Consider the following 23899-nt stretch of genomic DNA (forward strand, 5'->3'; position numbering starts at 1 on the left):
ATGGATTAAGCCCTTTGTTACAGACCTTACGTTACTTCAACCAATCCGAGAAAAAGTTCCGGTACCCTTCTTTCATTTTCGTGCGCGAAAAAGCACCAAACGCATACTCCCGGTTGTCTTCTGACACACTGCGCGGCGCAGCCGCAGCCATGTTCACCAGTTCAAACCAGTTATCCTCGTTGCCTGCAAATGCATGCGTGGATCGAATGTGACCGTAGCAAGCATGCTCCGGTTTCACGACCATTTTGCCCATCGCCATCGCTTCCGTCAGCGGCATCGCAAACGTATCAAAGGCCGAACAGTTCCAATACACCTTGGATGAGTTCATCAACGTAAATATCTCATCCTGCGTGAGCGCAAACTTCAGCTTCACGTTGGAAGGAATGTCGTACTTCTTCATGGTTTCCTTATAGCGTACACCGCCAAACACCATATATACTTCCTTGTCCGGGTTCTGCCGAGCATATTCCAAAACTAGATCCGGACGACGGTTCGCCTCATCCCGACCGATCCAGAGCACCCGATTATGCACAACCTGGCTCGGATCATAGTGCCGGTTCGCCAGCTCTTCGCTAAAGCCAATCGGAATAACATTCACGTCATGTACACCGAAATTGCGACCCAGCTCTGTTTTCAAAAACTCCGTCTGTACAATTGCTTTATCCACCATCGTATAAAATGGCTTCATCATCTCATATCCCGTCAGTGCGGGATCAGGGAAACTATGCGGAAACAATACACTCTTCGGTAAAAACATCTTCAAGAACGTAAACCCGGATACGGTGTAGATGACATGCTCTATATTTTGGCTATGAATCTGGTCCAGCACGATATCGTAGTTCACCAGGTCACCTTTCTCATGCTCATAACCCGGCAACCAGTCGTATCCGCTGACATGACGCTCCGGCGAGATGAACACAATATCCACACCCAGCTCCAGACCAATCTGCTTCAGCCGATCCGCAAATACGCGTGGCCCCTGAGCTTCCGTGAATTGAATTTTACGCATAACAAGTCCGACTTTACGCAAGCTTCTCACCCCTCATTTCTATTCCTCATCCATGTGCTTCATACACTGTTCAAGCGTTGCTGCCGTCTCATGCCACTGGTTACGCAACTGTTCCTCCGGCCACACACATCCCTCACTTCTCAGGTCACCATCAATCAAACGCAGCATCCAGAGTGAGAATACAATAGCATAAGCGTCGTACCATTCTGCAAAAGAAACCCGTTCAATCTGCACGCCCAGGCTCCCCAGTTTGTCTAGATAAATATTCATTACCCGCTCTCGCAATGCAGGCGTAACCGTTCTGGGAAACAGTGGATGCGAGAGATCCACCAGATGATATATATCCCACAGTGGCGTATTCAGATGGGCATGCTCCCAGTCCAAGATGACCAGTCTGCCGTCCACCTCAGCCATGTTACCGGGATGCAGGTCTCCGTGACACAAAACGGTTGGAAGTTGCTCCTCAGCTGTGACGATCAACGTGGTAATCTTGTCCCAATCCGATGAAGACAACCCCATATCCAGTCTGGACAACAGGTCATCCGTAGATTGTCTGTGCATTTGCAACTCATCCAATATTGTGCGAATAGACGGTTTCTGGCCCACGCGAGGCAGCTCACTCCAATCCGTAACAGGCAATGCATGCCACGCCGCCATCTGTACCGCTACACCGAGCATCGTCGCTTCTTGCAAATCATGCACCAGTTGCCCCAGATCCTCGTAGATCATCCAGCTCTTTGCTGGAGCAATGGTAAGATCCGACGCTGCAATGAGTTGCGGATAGATTGGAGGTAGACCAGACATCACACGCTTGTACATCCATCGTTCCCGTCCATGCTGCGCAGGATTCGTCAGTGGTTTGAAAATATAACTTTCACCGCTAGGAACAGTGAATCGCTCCACATATCGTCCGTTCATTCCTTTATACAACTGTTCACGGCTTGTTATATAGTGATCATTCAGCATTCCTTCGGGCGTCACCCAGCTGTATGCATCCAACTCTTCGTTCACGCTACCCACCATCCATTTCGTTCTGCCTGCTACTCCGATGTTGATTTCTATTCATCATACGTTGCCGCTCACAAGCCTGCAAGCTTTGGTCGTAAGCGCTTATTCAGTGTCTCAATTCAGAGTTTCAAAATTGCTTATTGCATTTTGGTTAGTAATCACTTACTATACAATCATGAAGAACAAATCTCATGTGGATAGCAAAAAGAAAGATATCCTACAAGCGGCGATGCGCTTGTTCGCAACCAAAGGCGTTGACGGCATATCCGTCAAAGAGATCGGTGACGCCGCCGGAGTAACCGATGCGGCGATCTACAAACATTTTAAAAACAAAGATGCCGTTGCCCTGGAAGCCTTCACCCAATACTGTGTCGACTATACTGCACTCATTGATGGGTATGTTCGACAGGAAGGTCCGGTGTTGGAACGCTTCAAGCAACTGGTTACCGAGGTTCTCCATCTGCATGATGAAGATCCCTACGGACTGCTGCTGATTTCACAGAATCATGAAATATTCATTGAAGCCGGAAGCAGCGAGGATTACCGTCAGCCATTGGATGCGTTAATGGATCTGATCGATCAGGGAATGATGCGGGGCGAACTGCCTCAGCAGGATTCACGGCTCACAGCCGTGCTGGTGATCGGTGCAATTACACGTATGGCGGTCTCCAGTATGCAAGGTGAACTACCGGAGCTGTTGGTACCTTATACGGGGGAAACGGTTCACAGACTTGCATCGATGTTAGGGCAGGTACCCCAGGAGTAACAATGGAGATGGGATGAAGCTAGAAATGGATTAGCGGAGCGTAGGGAAAACGACGTGAGCAACTACATTGTTTCCGAAGGAAACAACCTTCGTAAGTTTCCGCTTATTTCAGCTGAATCCCATCTTCGATGCTGATGATGCCGCTAGGCATGATTTGTAATCAAAAGCGGACTCTTTGAACAACTTCTAAAAGAGAATCGTCAGCATACCATTAGGATATAAGAATGGATTACCGGGTCACACGTGACCTTTTCTTTTTGCACATGAGGTTAGTGTTCATTAACTAAAATAGTCAGGACGTGTCATCTTCCATGAAAAAAATATTAATTATTCAAGGCAATCCCGTCTCTCCCAGTTACAACGGCGCACTAGCCGAAGCTTACCGTAAAGGTGCGGTGCAGGCGGGTGCCGACGTCCGCATGATCACCCTGAACGAGTTGGCGTTCAACATGAATCTGGAGGGAGGATATCGTAATAAACTTCCACTTGAACCAGATTTGCTACAAGCTCAAGAAGCGATTAAGTGGGCTGAGCATCTTGTATGGGTATTCCCAATCTGGTGGGGAGGACCGCCTGCCCTGTTGAAAGGTTTCGTTGACCGAATCTTCATGCCAGGTTACGCCTTCAAGTATCAAAAAGGAAAACCTTTCCCGGATCAACTGCTCAAAGGCCGCACCGCTCGCATGATCACCACGATGGATGGTCCGAGCTGGTACTTCAAATGGTTCCAAGGTGAGCCTGCACATAAAATGATGAAAATCTCCACATTTGCACTGACTGGCATCAAACCTGTGCGGATAACACCTGTAGATCAAGTTGGTAAAAAGTCAGATGAACAGAGAAAGAATTGGTTGGATAAGATCGAGCAGCTTGGGCGGAAGATGGGGTAAAAGATTTCTGCAAGAAAGCCTCATGGGAAGTATATACATCTCTCCAGATTTTCACGTTGTAAGTTAAATCAAAAATCTGTGGATACGCGCAATTTGAAGGTAGTCCTGTAATCTGCAAGTGGCACAATTGTAATCTTAGTTTAACTTATATCAGAAAGCAGAAGTGTGCCTATTCCCAGTTACAAAAAAGGGTTGTCCCCTACGTCTTGTTCAAGACGTAGGGGACAACCCTTTTAGCATTCATTATGATCTAACGAATCGTAGACGCGTTATTTCCTCGATCTGTGTATCATTTAATGATTTTAAACTAGTTTGCACCGGAATAACTTCACTGAGGTTCGTTACATTTTGCATTCCACGCTAAATCGCCATTTAACACTGACTCGGTTCGTTAGCGACCTGCACTTAGAGAGACAAATCTGCACTACAGGTCAGCTTGATACGCCAATCGCCCGCCTTTGGAAAGTCGACTTCGCATCAGTAATGCAATGGAAACGACCATGGTTAGCGCCCCAATGAACAGCCATCTACAAATACAAACAACGCATTACCCAAACGAAATACGACCTGATGGATGCTCAGGCAAAATAGCTGTAACCAGCTGCTGCACAGCCGGATGATCCGACTGCATTACCGAACCCCCGGCATCACCGCTATATACCAGCTTTCCCTGATCCATCACGGCAATGCGGTCACAGATCGTCATGGCAGCTCGAATGTCATGTGTGATAAAAAGGTAAGACAACCCGTAGGATGCTCTTAACTCTCCCAGTAAGGATAGGATTTGCGTCTGGTGCACCATATCCAGGCTGCTGATTGATTCGTCCAGTACGATTAACTTTGGCTTGAGCGCAATGGCTCGTGCGATGTTAACTCGCTGTAATTGCCCACCGCTGAACTGGTGCGGAAGCTTGCTCCCATCCTCAGGTGTAAGCCCAACCTGCTCAAGCAGTTGTCCGACCACACGAAGTTGTTCTTTTGCCGAAAATCGCTCGTAATTATCCAGTGGCTCACCGATGATCTGCGCGGCAGTCATGAGTGGATTCACAGCCGAATAACAGTCCTGGAACACGACCTGCAGATCGCGCCGTAATCCCTTAAGCACGGGTTTGCTGGATCGATAGATATCCTGACCCTGAAATAAAACCTGACCCTGGCTGGGCTTCTCCAGACCAAGAATGATTTTACCCAAGGTACTTTTACCTGCCCCGCTCGTACCCAGGAGCCCCAGACACACACCCTTTTCAATCGTAAGCGAGATATCTGTCAGCACAGGAGGACGCGCTCCCGAACGATCCAGCCAGTTGCGTTTGCCATAGCTATGGCTTACTTCACGTACCTGAAGCATCAGGTCACCCTCCTCTTTTGTACTTGGCAGAAGCAATCTCCGAAGAGGCCGAATCTACACATCACCATGTTCATTCCACCCCTACGCCTACCCACTCAAAACACAGTGTATTCCCGCTCTACACATACACTCACTGAACAATTCAACTCATCTGTCATTCGCTATCGTCCTAAATACATACTGGGTCTGGCATTTAACAACATCCGTGTATACTCATGCTGCGGGTGATCGAACAGTTGGTACACATCCGCCTGCTCCACAATTCGCCCCTTCTGCATGACCGCGACTTCATCCGCCATTTGCGAGATCACGCCCAGATCGTGGGAGATGAGCAAGATGGATGTGCCATACTCCGTACGTAGCCGATCCAATTCCTGAAGCACCTTGAACTGATTCACGACATCCAGTGCCGTCGTTGGTTCATCAGCAATAACCAAAGCCGGTCGCAGGCACATCGATATGGCGATCATCACACGCTGCAACATACCGCCACTCAGTTGGAAGGGATATCGCTTCATCAGTTTAGCTGGTTCGGGTAAGTTCATATCTGCCAAGGCAGCAATGGCCCGCTCCCTGGCAGCTGCTTTGGACATTCCCGTATGCGTACGCAAGGTTTCAATGAATTGAGATCCAATCGTATATACGGGTGTAAAAGCATTCATCGGATTCTGCATAATAAATCCGATTTCCTTGCCGCGGATGCGCCGCATCTCCTCACCTGACAACGAGCCAAGCTCCCGTCCATTCAGGTGGATGCTGCCCGACACTTCCATCCTGCGCGGATCAAGCAGATGGAGCAACGCGTTACATGTAACGGTCTTACCACTGCCACTCTCACCGACGAGACCGAAGACACGACCTTTTTTTAATTCAAAATCAATGGGCTCCAGTAACGGGACTGAACCCTCCGCTGTTCTTAGATTCACTTGCAGACCACGAACTTCGAGTACCTTCGCTGCATCATCCATCGTTACGTTCACCCCTCATATGCCTTCGATTCCGAACCACTACCTTTTTGCAATGCCATAACGCTCGGATAACGCTTCTCCCAAAATGTTGAACGTAATGACTACGAGCAGAATCAATGCCCCCGGGTAGATCATCAACTCCGGATGACTGCGAATATAACCTGTCCCCTCATGAATCATAGCGCCCCATTCTGCATTCGGTGGTTGAATACCGAGTCCCAGGAAAGACAGAGCAGATATATCCATAATCGCCCACCCCATCTCCAGAGTACCCATCACAACGATCGGACGCTGCACGTTGGGGATGATATGTTTCCGAATAATCGTCCACGAAGAGGAGCCGCTAATCCGCGCCGCTGCGATGAAGTTCCGTTCTTTCAGACTAACGACCATGTTCCGGCAGATACGTGCATAATACACCCACTGTACCATCATGAGTGCTAGAAGCACCTGCATCAAACCTGGACCAAAGATCCCTACAATACCGAGTACCAGCACCAGATTCGGAAACGCCATAATGCCTTCACACAAGCGCATCAACAGACTGTCCACCCAACCACCAAGGTAACCGGAGATTGAACCTACAATGACACCTATGAGCAAAGATGACAGGAAGATCAGGGTAGCAAATCCAAGCGACACTCTCGCTCCATACATCAGCCTAGTGAGATTGTCGCGTCCCAGATGATCCGTTCCGAGCCAATGCTCAAGCGATGGACTCGCCAGCTTCTGCAACAGATTCACCTTCACCGGGTCATGAGGAGCAATCCATGGGGCTAATAACGCGATCACGAAGAAAAGCAATATGATCACCGAGCAGATCTGGATGGCTCTCTGCCCTTTAAATACCGCACGCCATTTGTTTATCAATGTTCTGCCCGTCCTTTCGCTGAAATCCGTGGGTCCATAACGAGCTGCACCAGATCAACGAGCAGATTGCATACGATGAACAGGCAGGCCGCCAGGAAGACATAACATTGAATAACGGGAATATCCCGATTAAATATCGCATCGACAAAATAACGTCCGAACCCAGGCCAGGAAAACACCTGCTCTACAATAATGGTGCCTGTGAGCAGCTTGCCCATACTCATCCCCATTCCTGTAATAAGGGGCGATATGGCGATTTTCAGGACATGCTTGAGCATAATCACTCTTTCGCGAATCCCGCGTGTTCTCGCATACTGTACATATGTCTCCTGCAATTGCTCCAGTACACTGGAACGTAACAATCGGGTGTAGACCGCAATAAGAATCAAGGAGAGAGTAATCGTAGGCAGAACCAGATTCTCCCACGATCCACGCCCCTCCACAGGCAGCCAGTCCAATTTCACTGAGAAAAAGAAGATCAGCAGGTAACCGAGCCAGAATTGCGGAATAGATGCTCCAAAATAGGAAATCGTACGGCTGACCATGTCAATCCAGCTATTCTTATACACCGCCGCCAGTATTCCCAATGGAATACTCACCAAAGCGGATAACAACATACTCCAGAAGGCTAGTTCAGCCGTAGCGGGAATCCTTAGTTTCACTTCATCCCATACGGGTTTGTTGGTGAGATACGAAGTGCCGAAGTCGAGCTTGGAAATCTTCTGAATCGTATGCACATATTGGGTTAACATAGGCTGATCCAGACCGAACTCATGCCGCTTTTGCGCAAGCAGCTCCGGTGTGGGATAGATATGAGCAGCTGTCAGATAAGCCTCGGCCGGATCAACTGGTGATATATGAATAAGCGCAAAGGTAACAAGTGTAGCGATAAAAACGATAGGAATGATCGCGATCATTCGTTTCCCGATATAACTGATCAACAAACTTCCTCCCTTTTATCAAGCTACATGGATCATTATTGGTTGCCCAATTCAATGCCTACAAACGGATTCTCATCACGGTTTGCCGGGAAAATAAAGTTGGAAATTTTCTTCTGATATACCGCCGTTTTCTTAACATACGAGATGGGGACAATCGCCGATTGTTCCTGGAGTGTTGTCAGGATAGAGCCATACAGCTCCTGACGTTTCGTCTCATCTGTTGATGATAGTGCGGCATGTACCTGCTCGTCCAGTTCCTTTTTCATCGGCAAGGCACTGAGCGTCTCAGAGATACCAAATCCAGGGCTCGCTACAACGTTAATGAAAGAATGTGGATCATACGGAGCACCATAGTTGTACCAGAAATACAGGTCAAAATCATTGGCTTTCAAACGTTTGATCTGTACCGTCAGTTCTAGCCCAGTGAGGTTTACCTTAACCCCAAGCTCGCTCCATTCCGCCTGAATGGTCTCAGCCATCGCTTTCTGAATCGGGTCCGTCTTGTCAAAAATCATTTCGAATTCAAGCTGTTGTCCGTCTTTCTCACGAACGCTACCATTCGCAGGCATCTTCCAACCCGCTTCATCCAATAAAGCTTTGGATTGTTCCACGTTATATTCGATCGGTTTCAGGTCAACATTGGTGTATGGGTAGTTTTTGGATAGTGCCGTATCTGCCGGTTCTTCCAGACCCAGAGTGATGCCTTCCACCATCGCTTTTTTGTTAAATCCTTGCTGGAGCGCCATCCGCACTCTGAGATCAGACAGCTTCGGATTGGAGGAATTCAGCAGCAGATCTCGCGTACCTACCGGATCAGACAGCTGACTCACATATTTATCGTTGTCACGAAGCTGTTGGAACGCATCCAGACTGATCATACCTTCACCATAGATCAGGTCGAGATCACCTTTTTCAAAAGCAAGCACGCGGGTTTCTGCATCAGGGATGATCTTAACCGTAATCTGATCCACCTTCGGTGCGGTTCCCCAATAATTCGGGTTGCGTTTGAAAACAGCATATTCGTCCTGCTTGTAATCAGCCAGCATCCACGGGCCCGTTCCAACTGGCTCTTTGATGCCTTGGGATGTATCTCCGTCATCCGGGAATCCGGCTTCACCCAGGAAGCGGAAAGGACGAACCACAGACAAATCCTGAAGAACAGGATAGTACGGCTCTGTGAGTGTCATACGGAACGTGTGGTCGTCCACAACCTCTGTCTTGTCGAGCACACCTACAATGCCCAGCCAGCTATGTGTAGCTTTATTTTTCATCACAGCGTCAAAATTCTTTTTCACAATCTCAGCATTAAATGGCGTACCATCTGAGAATTTCACACCTTGGCGAAGCTTAAATGTATATACTTTGCCGTCATCGGAGATGGTCCATGATTCTGCCAGCGCAGGTTCCAGTTTTCCGTCCTTCTGGTAACTGATCAGTGGCTCATAGAGCATGGATTGGGCAAATAATTGCGAAGGATTGTACGTGTGCGGATTCATTGTACCGATATCACGTGGCCATGACATCGTAATCGACTTCGTAGATGTTTGATCCGAAGCAGCAGATGAGGATTCATCTCCACTTCCTGTATTGCTGCAACCCACAATAACGAATAACAACAAGAGCATAGTTGCCAACGTGAGGGCCGAAGATTTGCGATGTTGTACAGACATGAATGTTGAACCCCTTTTCTCTATTTTATGATAATGATTATCATATTCATCCATTAAGAATAGGCAGGAGCCCTCCTTTTGTCAACAAAATTCGACATAGTATGCATCACTACTAAATATGCCAAAAAAGCCCTTCCTGTATGAGGAAGAGCCTCTCGACCTGCATATGAATCACAACTGAAAAAATAAGCTCCACCATAATCTGTTATTCCTTGCTCACAGCATGGAAATCACGAAAGTACATATGGAGATATATCACTGAGATTCATCATCACATACACCTTCTTGTTTCTCGTTTAAACTTCTACAGCGATGCCCTCATAGAACCGACGAATTACCTGCTCCGCTGGCTTGCCGTAAACTCCATATCCGTCATCGGTCAGCGCATCCTTCTCCGCGTGCAGATGTGCGCTCCAATCCCACAGACCGAATCCGCGTACCCAGTCACGCTGACTGACATGCCGAAACATGGCTTCATAGAAATGCTCCTGTTCCTCCGCGCTGACTTCACCTTCCAGCCCCCAATCGTTCGGTACCTGGGCTGATCCACTGCGGCTGGGACAACCTGCTTCCGCAAAGAAAAAGGGTTTGCCATAGGGAGCAATCACCTGTTCAATACGATCCAGTTGCGCCTCCCAATCTCCGATGGGATAATAACCACTGGAAGAGATGACGTCAACGGCATCCCACCATTTCACATGACCTTCCTGATATTTATCCGTGTTGTATGACACCAGTCCCGTGTAGACTTCACGCACAGCGGCGATCACCTCGCGCCACTCCTGATCCCGACGCTCGGATTGCACCATCTCACAGCCAACAATGAACATCTCACACTTTTCCTGCTCTGCAATCGCTGCATAATGCTTCTGAAATGCTGTGTAGCTGCGGAACCAATCCTTCCACTTTGGCTCACACGGCACGTCGATATCAAAAAAGTTAATGTGTGCACGCCATGTGCCATCGATGCAGTTAACGGTTGGTTTCAGAATGACATGCAGCCCGAGTGTACGGGCATAACGAATCATGTCCACCAGTTCATCATCCTCCACCAGATGTGCACCCCGATACTTGACCTCTACCGCCTGCGGATGATCCTGATGTGCCGCCAGTGCAAAAACAACATGAGAACTGCCTGTACATTCTGCCATCAGGCGCAAAGATTCTTCGGCTTCCGGCTTACGGAAGTCACCCTTGCCACTCATCCAACCAAATGTAAATCCCTTGATATAATCCATATGCATTACAGCTTGCCCTCTTCATGATCTCCGGCAATAACTTCATCCGTCTCGATCACATAGTTCACGATCTCTTCGATGGTTGTGTACGCCACGCCCACATACGTGTCGGCGGCGCCGTAATAGATAGCGATACGTCCGGTCTCGGCATCATGCAGTGTTGCACACGGGAAGATGACGTTATCAACGAAGCCTTGTTCTTCGTACCATTTTTCCGGTGTCAGTACAAAGTTGGAGGAACGATATTTTACTTTGGATGGCTCATCCAGATCCAGAATGACCGCCCCCATGCTATAGACAAAACCATTACAGGTCCCAGTGACGCCATGGTAGAACATCAGCCAGCCTTCGGACGTTTCGATCGGAGCGGGCCCACCGCCAATTTTGACCGATTGCCACCAGCCTTGGCCGCCCTTGCTCATCACATGACGATGCTTGCCCCAATACACGAGATCCGGGCTTTCACTCAGGAAGATGTCCCCGAATGGCGTGTGTCCACTGTCACTTGGTCTGGACAACATTACATAGTTATCGTTGATTTTGCGTGGGAATAACACGCCATTACGGTTAAACGGCAGCATTGGATTTTCGAGGCGGACAAATGTTTTGAAGTCATCTGTTTTGGCCAGGCCCAGTGCTGCGCCGTAGAAGTCTGTACACCAGATGATGTAATACGTGTCCTCGACTTTGACCAAACGTGGATCGTACGCATAGTTCGGCATAAACGGATCGCCATTTTCATCTACAAATGCAATGCGCTCTTCTTCAATTGTCCACTCCAAACCGTCGTCACTCGCCCCCATGTGCAGATGCGGACGTCCATTAACGGTTTCGGCGCGGAATACACCAATGAATTTTCCTTCATACGGTACAACGGCACTGTTGAAAATGCGGGCAACACCTTTGACCGGGTTACGCGGAACCACCGGGTTGGCCGAATGTCTCCATACCGGGCCTTCCGTTCCCTCCGGTTTGTTCTCCCAAGGCATATTCGGCAAAGCGTCCCCAACAATGTGTACGTTTTCTGTTTCAGCAACTGACATTTTTCATTTCTCCCTTCGGTTAGGCTTTATGAAATGAATACTTAAAATTGCACTAGACCACTTTGATGACAGAACAACCTTCCGATCGCCGTTATCCCCAGATTTTTTTTGATCCCCTTATAAAAGGGAAAAATCCGGTTATAAATGCGAACACTCCGTTTCTCCAGCTTTTTTCTGTCCTCTTCGTTCCTGTGTATTCTCATATGCATTTCATATAGCCTTTCGTTTTTTTATTTAACTGAGCCTTGCGCGAAGCCATTGTAGATGTACTTCTGTAACAGCAGGAAGATGATCATCGTTGGAATAATGGCGATCATGATGCCGGCGCTGATGACCTCCCACTGCGATCCGAACGGTCCCTTGAATTTGAACAAGGCGGTGGATATGACCTGTAGATCGGTCTTTGGCATGTAGAGGAACGGTGTGTAGAAATCGTTATAGATGTTCACACCCTTCACGATAATGACCGTTACAATGGCCGGTTTCAGCAGTGGCAGAATGATTTTCCAGTAGATCGTGAAGTACGACGCGCCGTCCAGCATAGCGGATTCATCTAATGCACTTGAGATGGAGCCCAGGAATTGCAGGAAGATATAAACCGCGATGATATCTGTGCCCAGGTACATCACGATGGCCGCCCAGCGTGTGTTAAACAGGTCGAGCGCGTTGATGATCTGGAATGTGGCGACCTGCGTTGTAACACTTGGAATCAGGGTAGCGAGCAGGAATGCCGCGACCATAATTTTCTTGCCCTTGAATTTGAACCGATCCAGCACATACGCGATCATGGAACCCGTTAAGGTCGCTCCTATAATAGAGATGATCAGGATAATAATTGTATTTTTGAAACCAACCAGCATGTTGCCATCCACAAAAGCCTTCGCATAGTTCGCGAAGTTCAGCCAGTTGGCTGGCGGGCCAAGCGGGCTGCTGGTAGCGTATTCCGCATTCGTTTTGAGAGATGCAAACAGGATGACCACGATCGGTAACAGCGCGATAAACGCCGCAAGCACCAGGGAAGCATATTTAACCACGCTCGCAAGGGTGTATTTGAGTTGTGTCACGTTTATTCCTCCCCTTTCATGGTGACGCGCTGCACAAGCGTAACGAGAATAACGATTAAGAGCAGCACCACAGCCATGGCGGATGCCAGTCCCAGCTTGCCATATTTAAACGCCAAATGAACCGTCTGGATTACAAATGTCATACTGCCGTTGGAACCATCGGTCATGATATATGGAATATCGAACGCACTAATTGCGCCGCTAATCGCCAAGATCAGGTTGAGCTGCAGGATACGTGTAATGCTTGGCAGGATGATGTGGCGGAATTGCTGCCAGCGATTGGCGCCATCAATATCGGATGCTTCATACACATCCTTTGGAATGGAGGAGATTGCACCCAGGAAAATGATAAAGTTGAAGCCCATGTATCTCCATACTGATGCACCTGCGAGTGACACGTTGATAATATTCGGATTACCGAGCCAGAGTTGCGTGTATTGTCCCAGCCCTACAGCATGCATGAGCATATCGAGTGTACCGTCCGGTTTGAAGAAAAAGAGGAAGATAAAACCGATGGCTACTCCATTCAGCAAATAAGGGAAAAACAGTATGCCTTTGAAAAAGTTTTTGCCTCGAACTTTGAAACTCAGAATGGTGGCAAAGTAAAGCGCCAAGCCCATCTGTAAGAACGTAGCCACGAAGTAGTACAAGCTGACAATAAATACTTTGAAGTATTCAGGATCACTGAATATGCGCGTATAGTTCTCAAAGCCAACATAATCAAACCTTTTGCTATATCCGTTCCAATCGGTGAAACTGTATTTGAACATGTTGATGACCGGTAAGTATGCAAACGTGAACAGCAACGCCAGCGGAATAATTGAGAAGGCACAGATAATAAATATGCGTTGCGCTGAGTAGCCCCAATTCGAAAGTTTTAAGTACTTCATGCTCTCCACACCTCCAAGCGGTTCTCCCGCCTATATATCGAAAGACTCCCGTCCAATGGAATTCCTGCGGAATAACTGCCGGGGAAGAGCATGGGTACCATGCTTTCAAATACCACATATTCCATGCTCCATTCATATATGGATTCCTATATCCCCGCAGTCCATTCATCACCTGATCCACTTACGTTAATCCAATTATTTTGTGAGTTCTGCCCGTGCTTTGACCCACTTGTCGTTCAGATCTTTCATGATGTCGTCATACGATTCCTTGCGGTTCCCAATACCTGCTTCGATAATGCGTTTCTTGAAGTCAGGCTGCCAGAGACCGATTTCGCCTTCGTTATCAATCTTGTCGACCAGACCTTCCTGACCTTCTTTGGCAGGCGTGAGTGTGGAGAATTTCACATCTTTATATTGATCCAAAATTGGTGGTAATTCCGCGTTTTTGTCTGCATCCATACCGCCGCCCTGTTCAACTGCATAGTTCGATTTCGCCAGGAACCAGTCAATCCATGCTTTGGCAGCAGGTTTGTTCTCACTGTTCACGTTCATGCCGATGTTATAGTCGGCGGAGAGCGGAACCACAACCTCACTTGCATTGGTTGGAAAAGGAAGGAATCCGATGTCATCCGGTGTATCCGTCATGCCTTGAATCTGTGTGATGGCCCAAGAGCCCAGTGCCATTGTGGCAATTTTGCCTTTGGCGAGATCCGCTTTGGAGCTTTCCCAGTCGGTTGTCGTTGGATCTTTCTCGATTAGACCGTTCTTGGCTGCATCATAGAGCACTTTATATAGTTCATAATGCGGCTGACCAGGCACAAAGTTCTCATCTGTGTTCGGTTGGTCCACGTTAACGTAATCCACACTGCCTGCAACGGTTGGCAGATCCGATTCCCATTGGGTGAGAGCCCAGCCCGATGCATAGTTGGTGTAGAGCGGAACCGCATCTGTATTGTCTTTGACCAGTTGAAGCGCAGCCTGGAATTGCTCCGGTGTTTTGGGAACTTCCATAATGCCTGCGTCTTTGAAGACCTGTTTGTTATAAATGATTCCGGAGAACGTAATCACGGTAGGGATACCGTATACCTGACCATCCACCATGCGTTCTTCAATGGCGGTGTATTTGTCTTTTAATTCATCGTACGTGCCGAGCGGCTCGAAAAAGTCCGGGATATCTGCGATCGGAACACTGGTCGGGATCATCAGTACATCACCGTAATCCTTGGTGCTCATACGGATCTTCACTTGTCCTTCGTAGTCGGCCAGTGCCTGGAAATTTACTTTCACATCGGAATATTCCTTGTTGAACTCAGCCGCATAGTCTTTGAACACGGTATCTACAATATCTGTCCGTTGTGTCAGAACAGTTATTTCACCTTTGATATCTGCCGGATCTGTGCTGATCTCCTCCCCTGCCTGCGAAGATCCACCTCCGGATGAACATGCAGCAAGTAGCGAAGTGATGAGCAACATCGTCAGCAACATCATCCAACCTTTGTTTTTTTTCAATTGTTTCGACCCCTCTCTTAAGTTAATTAAGTTATCGTTAAGGTTACAAAATGAATTCTATTATGGTAACGCTTACCTGTCAATTAAATTATTTATAACTTAACAAGAAAAATTGCGATGCATTTCGTTGACATCTGTTTTTTAGAGCACTAATATTGATTAATAAAGTTACCGTTAACTTAATTTAATTAGATTGATGCACTATTTTGAAGGAGCGCTCACTTATGAATACAAAAACAACCGAACTTCAATCTGAGATTAAGGAGCATTGGGAGAAGCAGATTTTACCCTTCTGGTCTAACCTTAAAGATACAACCCACGGTGGATTCTACGGCTGGGTTGGCAATGATCTTCAGGTTAACCAGCAGGCCCCCAAAGGCGGGATCGCCACGGCACGGCAACTATGGTCTTTTGCAGCAGCCTATCGGATTACCAGAAACGAAAGATGGCGCGAGCATGCTGAACATGCATACCGTTTTCTCGCTGACCATGTGATGGATACCGAATATGGCGGCATGTACTGGATGGTAGATTACACAGGGGAAGCACTGGATACGAGCAAACATGTGTATACGCAATCATTCGGCGTGTATTCACTCAGTGAGTACTATCGTGCAACTGGGGATGCTTCTGCATTGGAACTTGCGAAAACGCTTTTTTCTCTAATCGAGGACAAAGGTTTGGATGCCGAACTACCTTCGTACAAGGAACAATTTGATCGCACATGGAAGGAACAGCCTAATGAAATGCTGAGCGAAAATGGGGTGATTGCGGATTACACAATGAATACGCATATCCATGTGCTGGAGGCCTACACCACGCTCTATCGCGTGTGGCCGGATCAACAAGTGAAGGTGGCGCTGGAACGCCTGCTCGGAATTCTATATGAACGGGTGTATGACCAAAACACCAAGTTTCTCGGCGTATTTTTCAACAAACAGTGGGAATCCATCATTGATCTCCGCTCGTTCGGACATGACATTGAGGCCAGCTGGCTAATCGACGAAGCACTGAAAGTGCTGGGGATGGAACAACATCTGGAGTATGCGGCGATGGTAACGGATATTGCCTATAACATCTCCAATGTAGCCGTGAATGCGGATGGTTCCCTGTTAAATGAACAAGAAGGTGATCATATCGATGAGAAGCGAATCTGGTGGGTTCAGGCCGAGGCGATGGTCGGTTTCTATAACGCGTATCAGCGTACAGGTGATCCATTGTTTCTGGAGAGAGTGGAACGCTTGTGGGACTACACAAAAGAAAACATCATTGATCAGCGCGCTGGTGGGGAATGGTACTGGTCGGTTGACGGCAACGGTACACCGGATCAGAGCGAAATTGCCGGACCGTGGAAATGCCCGTATCACAATAGCAGATTCTGTATTGAACTAATTGAGAGGATGGGATCAGAATGATACACCCGAAATACAAGGAGTTACTGGAGAAACAGGAGCAGCTGCTTACTCGCCCTAATGAGATCAATTCTTCCTTCTACAACGGCGTATATGATCGGTACCAATATCCAGTTATCACTCGCCATCATGTACCGCTGCATTGGAGATTCGATCTGGATGAGACGACGAACCCGCATTTCATGGAGCGCCTGGGCATTAACGCTACACTGAACCCAGGAGCCATCTATTTCAATGGCAAATACGTCATGGTTATTCGTACCGAAGGATTGGATCGCAAATCAATCTTCGCGCTCTCCGAGAGCGATAATGGTATCGACGGATTCCGTTTCACGGGTAAACCATTGGTCTGGGAAGATATCGATGCGGATGAAACCAATCAGTATGATATGCGCCTTGTTCAACATGAGGATGGCTGGATCTATGGCATCTATTGCTCGGAACGTAAAGACCCGGAGGCTCCTGCATTTGATACATCCAGCGCAGTTGCACAGGCAGGACTGGTTCGTACACGAGATCTCACAAGCTGGGAACGGTTGCCCAACATCACAACGAATTCCCCTCAACAGCGCAATGTCGTATTGCACCCGGAATTCGTGGATGGAAAGTATGCCTTCTACACCCGTCCACAGGACGGTTTCATCTCAACAGGCAGTGGCGGCGGAATCGCCTTTGGTCTGTGTGAGGATATCTTGAACCCTGTCATTCATGAAGAGACAATTATCGACGAACGGCAATATCATACGGTATATGAGGTCAAAAACGGTCAGGGCCCTGCTCCGCTTAAGACGGATCGTGGCTGGATTCACATTGCTCACGGTGTTCGGAACACCGCGGCAGGCCTGCGTTATGTGTTATACACCTTTGCCACCGATCTGAATGATCCGGCGCGTATTATTGCCAAGCCGGGCGGCCACTTCATTGCCCCTTATGACGATGAGCGTGTAGGCGATGTGTCCAATGTTATTTTCTGTAATGGTGCTGTAGTCAACGAAAATGACGAGGTCTTTATCTATTACGCATCCAGTGATACCCGCTGTCATGTGGCAACAACTACGCTGGAAAAACTAGTCGATTATACGTTTAATACACCGGCTGATCCATATCGTTCCCTGGATTGTGCCAGCCATCGGGGTCAGCTGATTGAACAGAATGAGAAGCTTTTACAGAAACAATTAACGTAACATCGGTAGAGCGTCCTCTCAGGGAAACCTGCAATGTGCTGAAAATTAGCGAAACAACAGCCAGAATTGCTTTATTCCAAGTGGGTAACGATGTATACTGATATGGATTGTTATTATGTGCGGAGAAAACACTCATCATAATGACAGCACATTGTGCCTATACCGGCTTGAAGGAGGCGACCATACTGAAGAACAATATCACCATGCGGGATATCGCCGACAGGCTCGGGGTCAGCAGTGTGACCGTCTCGAAAGCATTGAATGATAAAGATGGCGTGAGTGGCGAATTAAAGGAAAAAATTAAAGTGCTTGCTGTTGAAATGGGCTATCGGTATAATGCTGCTGCCCGTTCCATGAAGGAAGGCTTAACCCATAATATTGGCGTAATTATCCCGGAGCGTTTTACTGGGCCTACGCAGTCGTTCTATGTACGCGTGTTTCAGCGCATCACCAAACATCTGGAGGAACAAGGCTACTACGGCATTCTGCACATTCTGAATGTGGAGGATGAGGAAGAATTAACACTGCCCAAGCTTTACAGCGACAACAAGGTCGATGGTTTCATCGTGCTCGGACAGATCAGCAAAGAGTATATTGAACTGGTGCGATCGATGGAAGTTCCCAAAATGTTTCTCGACTTCTACGATGAACATTCGGACATCGATTCCGTCGTTACCGATAACTTCTACGCTGCCTATGAGCTGACGAACTATCTGGTTCAGCAGGGCCACCGTGACATTGCTTACGTGGGAAACCTGTATTCCACGAGCAGTATCCAGGACCGATTCCTTGGGTATTACAAATCCTTGCTGGAACATCGGTTGCCGATGAATCCGGATCTGGTTCTGAATGATCGGGATGAACGGGGTACGTTTATTGAGATTGATCTGCCGGAACAGCTGCCAACCGCTTTTGTATGCAACTGTGATCAGGTCGCTCATCTGCTCGTTCAAAAACTGACTTCCATGGATATTCAGGTGCCTGGCCAATGCTCTGTTGTTGGTTTTGATAATGATATCTATGCGATGCTCTCCGATCCCAAGCTGACAACTGTTGAAGTGGATGTGGAACAGATGGCGCGCACGGCAGTTCAGTCCATGCTCAAAAAGGTCGACAACCCGAACCGCAGTTTCGGCCGTGTACACGTGAAAGGCAACATCATCTATCGTGAATCGGTAAGTGCTGTGTCTGCCTCATCAGATACTATGGATATTTGAATAAAAAAATGAAATCAACGAACACAGATGACTGGCCTTTATCTTACTGGCCAGTCTTTTCTGATGCATTGGAGCTTAACGACGGCGATGATCTGTTGAATCCTTCAAAAATGTAGTCGTTCTCCAAATCGAGAGGATGAGGATCAGCTCATACACATTGGTTAAAGTACCGGTTTCCACTGGCAGGGAGATTAACTGCCCTACAAACAACAAGGCAGTTCCAACAAACAGCCAAACCCATTTATGTTTGAAAAGAACGACCAGGCTAACAAATAACAGAACAATCCCCACGATGATCACCATCATCGGCGGACCTCCATGACCTTCTGCCATATATCTCAGCACTCCATACTCTTCTGTAACTTTGAGATTTTTAACCTCAGATAAAGTAAAGCCTACAATCTGGTAGATAACCAGACCTAAAGTTATCAGCCATGCCACCACACTCGTTATACTTCTATTGGCAAACTTGGCACCTGAGCTGCGCAAGATATGGTAGCCAACAAGAATAAGGGTAGGCGTAGCAAAGGCATGCAGCCAAAATCGAAGGCTACTGAGAACCATTAGCGGTTCCCCATCCCCTATCAAATTACCTACAGCAATAATTCCATTATCATATGCCAAGCTGAACGCTACAAATAGCTGAAAACTGGAATACGCGAGCCATTGCTTCCTCTGGGTTAAATCGACGGCCATCCAAACAACAAGTATCAAATAAACAAGCGTAAGTGCGGAATATATCCATACATCCAAGCTGCTTCACCATCCTTATTGGTCAATTCTAATAAATTATATTTACCGGTAAGTAAAATTACAAGGCGTACTTGTATAAATGGTTAATTTGTCATAAATTACTCACTGATGTAATGAAGATGAATATCGATATATAACGTTTACCCGGAAGACTAACACATGCTTTAGCTCGAGATTATTCACCCTTACGAGGAATCATTATTCAAACAACCCGCAAACTGTTTATGGAGCTGATTCATATAAAAAGAGCACTCCCGGCTATCGTAGCTGCAGGAGCACTCTTTTCCTTATTTGAAGAACGTAAAAGCAACGGGTTACTCTGATATCAATAACTTGTCTTCAACCAATTATCCTTGGACCAGGTCAGTTTACCGGAACCCGCGCCATTGGAAGCCGTGAGGCGTGCATTCAACGTAGATGGATCATCCGTGGTATAGCTATAAGGAAGTGTCGAGAAGCCGTTCCAAGAGAACGATTTCACCACGGCCGGGATTGGCGCCAGTGGACTGCCAGACGTATCACTGCTGCCACGGAATGAGCTTCCATCCAAAGAATACATGGTATCGGTCACTCTGATTTTGCCGGTATAGGTTGGGTCTGCCGGATCGGTCTGATTGTTGCGAACAGGATACAGCACGTCCTTGATGACTGATTTCTCGACCAATACGGCTCCGCTCTCTGTGGAGATTGCCCCATTGCCAATGATATCGAACTTATAACCTTTGGACGCAATCGCTGTTGCCATCGCCGTTGTAATTTTGGCTTTAGCGGCACGTGCCCCTGTCGAATCCATCACGATGTTGTATGCATGTGCGTTGCCTCCACGCAGGCGCGGCATCCGATCCTGAATATCTTTGTACAGATTATGGTGCAGCGTCATGGACAGGTTGGCGTTAGCTGATTCCAAGCTGGTCGAACCGACCAGATGTCCTTTCTTTTGTGGTCCGGAGATAGCGATAATATCGGCTTTGCTAAGACCTACAGCACTGCTGCGCAGGTAGTTGTACATGGGATAGGAAGCCTTGTTTGCTTCCAATTCGTTAATCTGCTGGGTGACCCAGCTGTTCGAGCTGCCGTCATCCCCTTTGAAGAGGGACCAGGAGATGGTCACGCCGCTGGTTCCTTTTTTCGAATCGACGAGTCCGTCATAGGCTTTATTAAATGTGCAGTGATCAATCCACACGTTGCTGTTCTCCTCCAGGGTGATGTAATCCCAATCGTTCTTGTCGTAATCACCTTTGGTGGATTCATCCCATTCCCATAACTCATCAAATTCCAGGTTGCGGATGATGACATTTGAGCTTCGTTTCACGCTGATCGCAGCGTGTTTGATCTTGGAACCATTGGCGGAGAAAATCGTGAGTCCATTGAAACCGTCAATCGTGAGCTTGCTGACACCGGTCTGTTTTAATACGGGATGTGTCAGCGCATCATTATGCTTGGCAAAAGGAGAAGTCTGCGCTGCGCTCGGAATTTCATTCCATCCCAGATTCAGATCGTTCATGATCTCAACAACTTTGACACCGGAGTTCTTTTTCAGCGCCAATGCCAGATCGGTCGCATTATACACTTTCTTATACGTGGCTGTGTTTGATTCGCTAATGATGCCGCCGCCCGCATTCCCTTGGGAGAAGCCTGTTAGATTGTAGTCTGCGTTACCCGCTGCCTGCACACTTGCCGGGCCGGACAATAAAGTTAACCCTAACGTTAGAGCCAGAGCTGTGCTGCATAAGCTTCGAAATTTGCTTTTCATCGATTCCATTCCTCCCAATATATGATGATGACATTCGTCCATCGCTGCCATGCCAGGTACGAAGGACATGTTCTCAATGTAAATGTCGAAAGCGATTACAACAATAATCCGTATCTCACATGTGGTTAGGAAAGACTGGTATGGTAAGGGTTTGTACTGTAAGCAACCTTGAATCGTACAGAGTTAACTTGGAGAGTGAGGTTTCAGGGATACATCGTGGTAACAAGAACTTTCCAAATGGGATGAAATTAAAAAAGCAGGACTGCATCTGCCGCAGACCTGCTCGATTTTACTTTTTGATGGAACGTGTCCAGAAGCCGCCATGGAACTGTTTGGGCTCCACGGTAATAACAAATGCTTTGGGGTCCAGATCGAGAATCGTCTGGTAGAGCAATTTCTGGTTTTTACGTTTTGCCAGAATCTCCATCACAAGCCGATCTCCATCACGTCCACTACCCACCCACGCAGTAACACCGTACCCTTTATCCCGCAGGGCATTCGCGACGCTTCCATCCAGCTGATTACAGATTACTTTAACGGTGATATAACCGAGCGCAATCTTTTCTTCAATCCACGCTCCGAGCAGCACACCCAATCCGTAACCTACCGCATATACAATCAGGGCCTCCGGTTGTTTCAGATAGTTTAACACCAGATTCAGACCGAGCACATAGATCACAATCTCACCCATGCTGATCAGTGCGGCGATGTATTTCTGTCCTTTGAGTGTCAGAATCATCCGGAGTGTATAAGCGGATACGTACACAATCTGGATCAAAAAGATAAATACCAATATTTTAAACAATCACAATCCCTCTTTCCTGGCCCTCACAACGGAATTGGCCCTTTGCTGCATATACTCGACGATTTCGTTTCATCTATGCTTCCTGTATGTTTGCTCTATCTCCATCATTGGACGTTATGCCCTCATTCTAAACGGTTGAATGTAAATCCGTAGGCATTTTCTGCTCTCTGGCATGCCGGAACTGCAATTATAGAACCGTTTGTACCGATTATCAACCCGGCGGAGGTCCCAGGGTCGAAAATGGGAGTCTTTGAATATGCTGTATCATCATAAAGCCAAGCACGCTGGCACAGGATATCAGGTCAAAACCAGGATGGATGGGTCAAAACAAAAAGGGGGTACCGTCATGCAGTTATGGCAGGAGATGGAGCGGGAAGGCATGGAGGAACTCATTTTTTGCCATGATGCAGATAGTGGATTGAGGGCGGTCATTGCCATTCATAACACGGTCCTTGGACCTGCGCTCGGCGGATGCCGCTACTGGACGTATGCATCCGAGGAAGAAGCTGTTCGGGATGCTGTGAAGCTTGCCAAAGGCATGACGTACAAAAATGCAATCTCTGGACTACCGTATGGTGGCGGGAAAGTGGTCATATGGGATGTACCTTTTGCCAAGAATACAAAACCGGATGAGGATGGTTGCGGATCTCAAAGTGTTGAGCAGGTCGCTGGAGATCTAGGGGTAGAGCAGCAAAAGGGCGCTGCCGCTGAACGGAAAGTCGCCGCTGATGAGATGACACATCCACAAGATAAAAATCGGGATACTTACGTATCCAAGCGGGCGCAGCGCTTTCGCGCACTGGGTCGTTGTCTAGAGCGGCTAAATGGACGGTACGTGACCGGTCTTGATCTGGGTACCACGGCGACAGACATGGACCAGATCCGGCTGGAGACCGCACATGTGACGGACACCACGGGTTCGCTTGGGGCGCAGGATGACTTCACTGCCGAGATGACCGCCTACGGCGTACACATCGGCATTGTGACCTCGCTGCGCCAGCAAGGCATTGCATCTTTGCAGGGCATTCCCGTTGCCGTCCAGGGACTGGGCAAGGTCGGGTATGCCCTGTGCCGTTACCTGCATGTAGCCGGGGCACGGCTCATTGTGGCAGACGTTGTACCGGAGCGTGTACAACGTGCCCTTGTGCAGTTCAGCGGCGCCATCTCGGCCGATCCGGCCCATATCCACGCCGCTGACTGCAAGGTCTTCGCCCCCTGTGCCCTAGGGGGCGTACTGACCCCGGCAACGGTGGAGGAGCTGCGCTGCTCCATCGTTGCCGGGGCGGCCAACAACCAGCTGAGTGAACGACAGCTGGTTGCAGGCCGCATGCAGGCGCGCGGCATCCTGTACGCGCCTGATTATGTGCTCAACGCAGGCGGAATCATCTCCACCGCCTACGAGCTGGAAGGCGCCGGGCCTGACCTGATCCGCCAAAAGGTGGCGGGGATTGCAGGCACGCTAAGCAAAGTATACGCAGAAGCTGCGCTATCTGCGATCTCCACAGCCGATGCAGCCGATCGGCTAGCCGAATCCATCCTCCGCTCAGGCCATACAAGATAG

Annotated in this window: 21 protein-coding genes; 6 read left to right on the forward strand and 15 right to left on the reverse strand. The window is 48.1% G+C overall.

Annotated features, from left to right (window positions below; all coding sequences use genetic code 11):
- Window positions 1-31: 31 nt before the first annotated feature.
- Complete coding sequence (locus MKY01_RS30355; protein ID WP_047840852.1) at window positions 32-1030, reverse strand: glycosyltransferase; 999 nt, start codon at window positions 1028-1030, stop codon at window positions 32-34.
- Window positions 1031-1048: 18 nt separating this feature from the next.
- Window positions 1049-2020 carry an aminoglycoside phosphotransferase family protein gene (locus tag MKY01_RS30360; protein ID WP_339284689.1) on the reverse strand — a complete coding sequence of 324 codons (972 nt, stop codon included), beginning with the start codon at window positions 2018-2020 and terminating at the stop codon, window positions 1049-1051.
- A 172-nt stretch (window positions 2021-2192) separates the two neighbouring features.
- On the opposite strand from MKY01_RS30360, the gene MKY01_RS30365 reads away from it, so the two are divergent.
- Both MKY01_RS30365 and MKY01_RS30370 read left to right on the forward strand, forming a co-directional pair.
- Window positions 2193-2783, forward strand: a complete 591-nt coding sequence (locus MKY01_RS30365; protein ID WP_036671691.1) for a TetR/AcrR family transcriptional regulator — start codon at window positions 2193-2195, stop codon at window positions 2781-2783.
- 311 nt (window positions 2784-3094) lie between these two features.
- Window positions 3095-3673 (forward strand): NAD(P)H-dependent oxidoreductase, encoded by a 579-nt coding sequence (locus MKY01_RS30370; RefSeq protein WP_036671608.1) that lies wholly within the window; start codon window positions 3095-3097, stop codon window positions 3671-3673.
- Window positions 3674-4220: 547 nt separating this feature from the next.
- Here the strand turns inward: MKY01_RS30370 and nikE are convergent.
- From nikE to MKY01_RS30420, 10 genes are all read right to left on the reverse strand, one after another.
- Window positions 4221-5021, reverse strand: a complete 801-nt coding sequence (gene nikE / locus MKY01_RS30375; RefSeq protein WP_339284692.1) for a nickel import ATP-binding protein NikE — start codon at window positions 5019-5021, stop codon at window positions 4221-4223.
- Window positions 5022-5182: 161 nt separating this feature from the next.
- Window positions 5183-5989 carry a nickel import ATP-binding protein NikD gene (gene nikD, locus MKY01_RS30380; RefSeq protein ID WP_047840856.1) on the reverse strand — a complete coding sequence of 269 codons (807 nt, stop codon included), beginning with the start codon at window positions 5987-5989 and terminating at the stop codon, window positions 5183-5185.
- 39 nt (window positions 5990-6028) lie between these two features.
- Window positions 6029-6859 carry a nickel ABC transporter permease subunit NikC gene (gene nikC, locus MKY01_RS30385; RefSeq protein ID WP_036606611.1) on the reverse strand — a complete coding sequence of 277 codons (831 nt, stop codon included), beginning with the start codon at window positions 6857-6859 and terminating at the stop codon, window positions 6029-6031.
- The gene (gene nikB, locus MKY01_RS30390; RefSeq protein WP_127551536.1) at window positions 6856-7800 is read right to left on the reverse strand and encodes a nickel ABC transporter permease subunit NikB; all 945 of its coding nucleotides are present in this window, start codon (window positions 7798-7800) and stop codon (window positions 6856-6858) included. The genes nikC and nikB overlap by 4 nt, the downstream gene beginning before the upstream one ends.
- Before the next feature lie 35 nt (window positions 7801-7835).
- A complete protein-coding gene (gene nikA, locus MKY01_RS30395; protein WP_127551534.1) occupies window positions 7836-9470 on the reverse strand; it encodes a nickel ABC transporter substrate-binding protein in 1635 nt (544 codons plus the stop codon).
- A 296-nt stretch (window positions 9471-9766) separates the two neighbouring features.
- On the reverse strand, window positions 9767-10714 hold the full coding sequence (locus MKY01_RS30400; RefSeq protein ID WP_218034887.1) for a 1,4-beta-xylanase: 948 nt from the start codon (window positions 10712-10714) through the stop codon (window positions 9767-9769).
- Window positions 10714-11751 (reverse strand): glycoside hydrolase family 130 protein, encoded by a 1038-nt coding sequence (locus MKY01_RS30405; protein WP_127551532.1) that lies wholly within the window; start codon window positions 11749-11751, stop codon window positions 10714-10716. The genes MKY01_RS30400 and MKY01_RS30405 overlap by 1 nt, the downstream gene beginning before the upstream one ends.
- A 230-nt stretch (window positions 11752-11981) precedes the next feature.
- Window positions 11982-12815 (reverse strand): carbohydrate ABC transporter permease, encoded by an 834-nt coding sequence (locus MKY01_RS30410; RefSeq protein WP_127551530.1) that lies wholly within the window; start codon window positions 12813-12815, stop codon window positions 11982-11984.
- Between the two features lie 2 nt (window positions 12816-12817).
- Window positions 12818-13705 carry a sugar ABC transporter permease gene (locus tag MKY01_RS30415; RefSeq protein ID WP_017691677.1) on the reverse strand — a complete coding sequence of 296 codons (888 nt, stop codon included), beginning with the start codon at window positions 13703-13705 and terminating at the stop codon, window positions 12818-12820.
- A 195-nt stretch (window positions 13706-13900) separates the two neighbouring features.
- Window positions 13901-15214, reverse strand: a complete 1314-nt coding sequence (locus MKY01_RS30420) for an extracellular solute-binding protein (RefSeq protein WP_339284698.1) — start codon at window positions 15212-15214, stop codon at window positions 13901-13903.
- 224 nt (window positions 15215-15438) lie between these two features.
- Here MKY01_RS30420 and MKY01_RS30425 point away from each other — a divergent pair, with 224 nt between their 5' ends.
- The 3 genes from MKY01_RS30425 to MKY01_RS30435 all read left to right on the forward strand — a co-directional run bounded on the left by MKY01_RS30425 (window position 15439) and on the right by MKY01_RS30435 (window position 19027).
- On the forward strand, window positions 15439-16629 hold the full coding sequence (locus tag MKY01_RS30425) for an AGE family epimerase/isomerase (protein ID WP_127551526.1): 1191 nt from the start codon (window positions 15439-15441) through the stop codon (window positions 16627-16629).
- Window positions 16626-17810 carry a glycosidase gene (locus MKY01_RS30430; protein ID WP_127551524.1) on the forward strand — a complete coding sequence of 395 codons (1185 nt, stop codon included), beginning with the start codon at window positions 16626-16628 and terminating at the stop codon, window positions 17808-17810. Before MKY01_RS30425 ends, MKY01_RS30430 begins: the two co-directional genes overlap by 4 nt.
- Before the next feature lie 140 nt (window positions 17811-17950).
- Complete coding sequence (locus tag MKY01_RS30435) at window positions 17951-19027, forward strand: substrate-binding domain-containing protein (protein WP_127551522.1); 1077 nt, start codon at window positions 17951-17953, stop codon at window positions 19025-19027.
- A gap of 75 nt (window positions 19028-19102) precedes the next feature.
- Here MKY01_RS30435 and MKY01_RS30440 read toward each other — a convergent pair whose 3' ends face one another.
- The 3 genes from MKY01_RS30440 to MKY01_RS30450 all read right to left on the reverse strand — a co-directional run bounded on the left by MKY01_RS30440 (window position 19103) and on the right by MKY01_RS30450 (window position 22338).
- Complete coding sequence (locus MKY01_RS30440; protein ID WP_127551520.1) at window positions 19103-19780, reverse strand: hypothetical protein; 678 nt, start codon at window positions 19778-19780, stop codon at window positions 19103-19105.
- Between the two features lie 325 nt (window positions 19781-20105).
- On the reverse strand, window positions 20106-21533 hold the full coding sequence (locus MKY01_RS30445) for a hypothetical protein (RefSeq protein WP_127551518.1): 1428 nt from the start codon (window positions 21531-21533) through the stop codon (window positions 20106-20108).
- A 289-nt stretch (window positions 21534-21822) separates the two neighbouring features.
- The gene (locus MKY01_RS30450; RefSeq protein ID WP_101313505.1) at window positions 21823-22338 is read right to left on the reverse strand and encodes a DUF2179 domain-containing protein; all 516 of its coding nucleotides are present in this window, start codon (window positions 22336-22338) and stop codon (window positions 21823-21825) included.
- 346 nt (window positions 22339-22684) lie between these two features.
- On the opposite strand from MKY01_RS30450, the gene MKY01_RS30455 reads away from it, so the two are divergent.
- Window positions 22685-23899, forward strand: a complete 1215-nt coding sequence (locus MKY01_RS30455) for a Glu/Leu/Phe/Val dehydrogenase (protein ID WP_164783435.1) — start codon at window positions 22685-22687, stop codon at window positions 23897-23899.

The organism is Paenibacillus sp. FSL R5-0486, from assembly GCF_037975155.1.
Taxonomy (GTDB): Bacteria; Bacillota; Bacilli; order Paenibacillales; family Paenibacillaceae; genus Paenibacillus; species Paenibacillus amylolyticus.

What these genes read in the sequence shown, in the direction of transcription:
- nikD (WP_047840856.1), bottom strand. Translation starts at nt 5,989, where the DNA reads ATGGATGATGCAGCGAAGGTACTCGAAGTTCGTGGTCTGCAAGTGAAT.
- MKY01_RS30365 (WP_036671691.1), top strand. Translation starts at nt 2,193, where the DNA reads ATGAAGAACAAATCTCATGTGGATAGCAAAAAGAAAGATATCCTACAA.
- MKY01_RS30415 (WP_017691677.1), bottom strand. Translation starts at nt 13,705, where the DNA reads ATGAAGTACTTAAAACTTTCGAATTGGGGCTACTCAGCGCAACGCATA.
- MKY01_RS30370 (WP_036671608.1), top strand. Translation starts at nt 3,095, where the DNA reads ATGAAAAAAATATTAATTATTCAAGGCAATCCCGTCTCTCCCAGTTAC.
- MKY01_RS30430 (WP_127551524.1), top strand. Translation starts at nt 16,626, where the DNA reads ATGATACACCCGAAATACAAGGAGTTACTGGAGAAACAGGAGCAGCTG.
- nikE (WP_339284692.1), bottom strand. Translation starts at nt 5,021, where the DNA reads ATGCTTCAGGTACGTGAAGTAAGCCATAGCTATGGCAAACGCAACTGG.
- MKY01_RS30445 (WP_127551518.1), bottom strand. Translation starts at nt 21,533, where the DNA reads ATGAAAAGCAAATTTCGAAGCTTATGCAGCACAGCTCTGGCTCTAACG.
- MKY01_RS30400 (WP_218034887.1), bottom strand. Translation starts at nt 10,714, where the DNA reads ATGCATATGGATTATATCAAGGGATTTACATTTGGTTGGATGAGTGGC.
- nikA (WP_127551534.1), bottom strand. Translation starts at nt 9,470, where the DNA reads ATGTCTGTACAACATCGCAAATCTTCGGCCCTCACGTTGGCAACTATG.
- MKY01_RS30455 (WP_164783435.1), top strand. Translation starts at nt 22,685, where the DNA reads ATGCAGTTATGGCAGGAGATGGAGCGGGAAGGCATGGAGGAACTCATT.
- MKY01_RS30405 (WP_127551532.1), bottom strand. Translation starts at nt 11,751, where the DNA reads ATGTCAGTTGCTGAAACAGAAAACGTACACATTGTTGGGGACGCTTTG.
- MKY01_RS30435 (WP_127551522.1), top strand. Translation starts at nt 17,951, where the DNA reads ATGACAGCACATTGTGCCTATACCGGCTTGAAGGAGGCGACCATACTG.
- MKY01_RS30425 (WP_127551526.1), top strand. Translation starts at nt 15,439, where the DNA reads ATGAATACAAAAACAACCGAACTTCAATCTGAGATTAAGGAGCATTGG.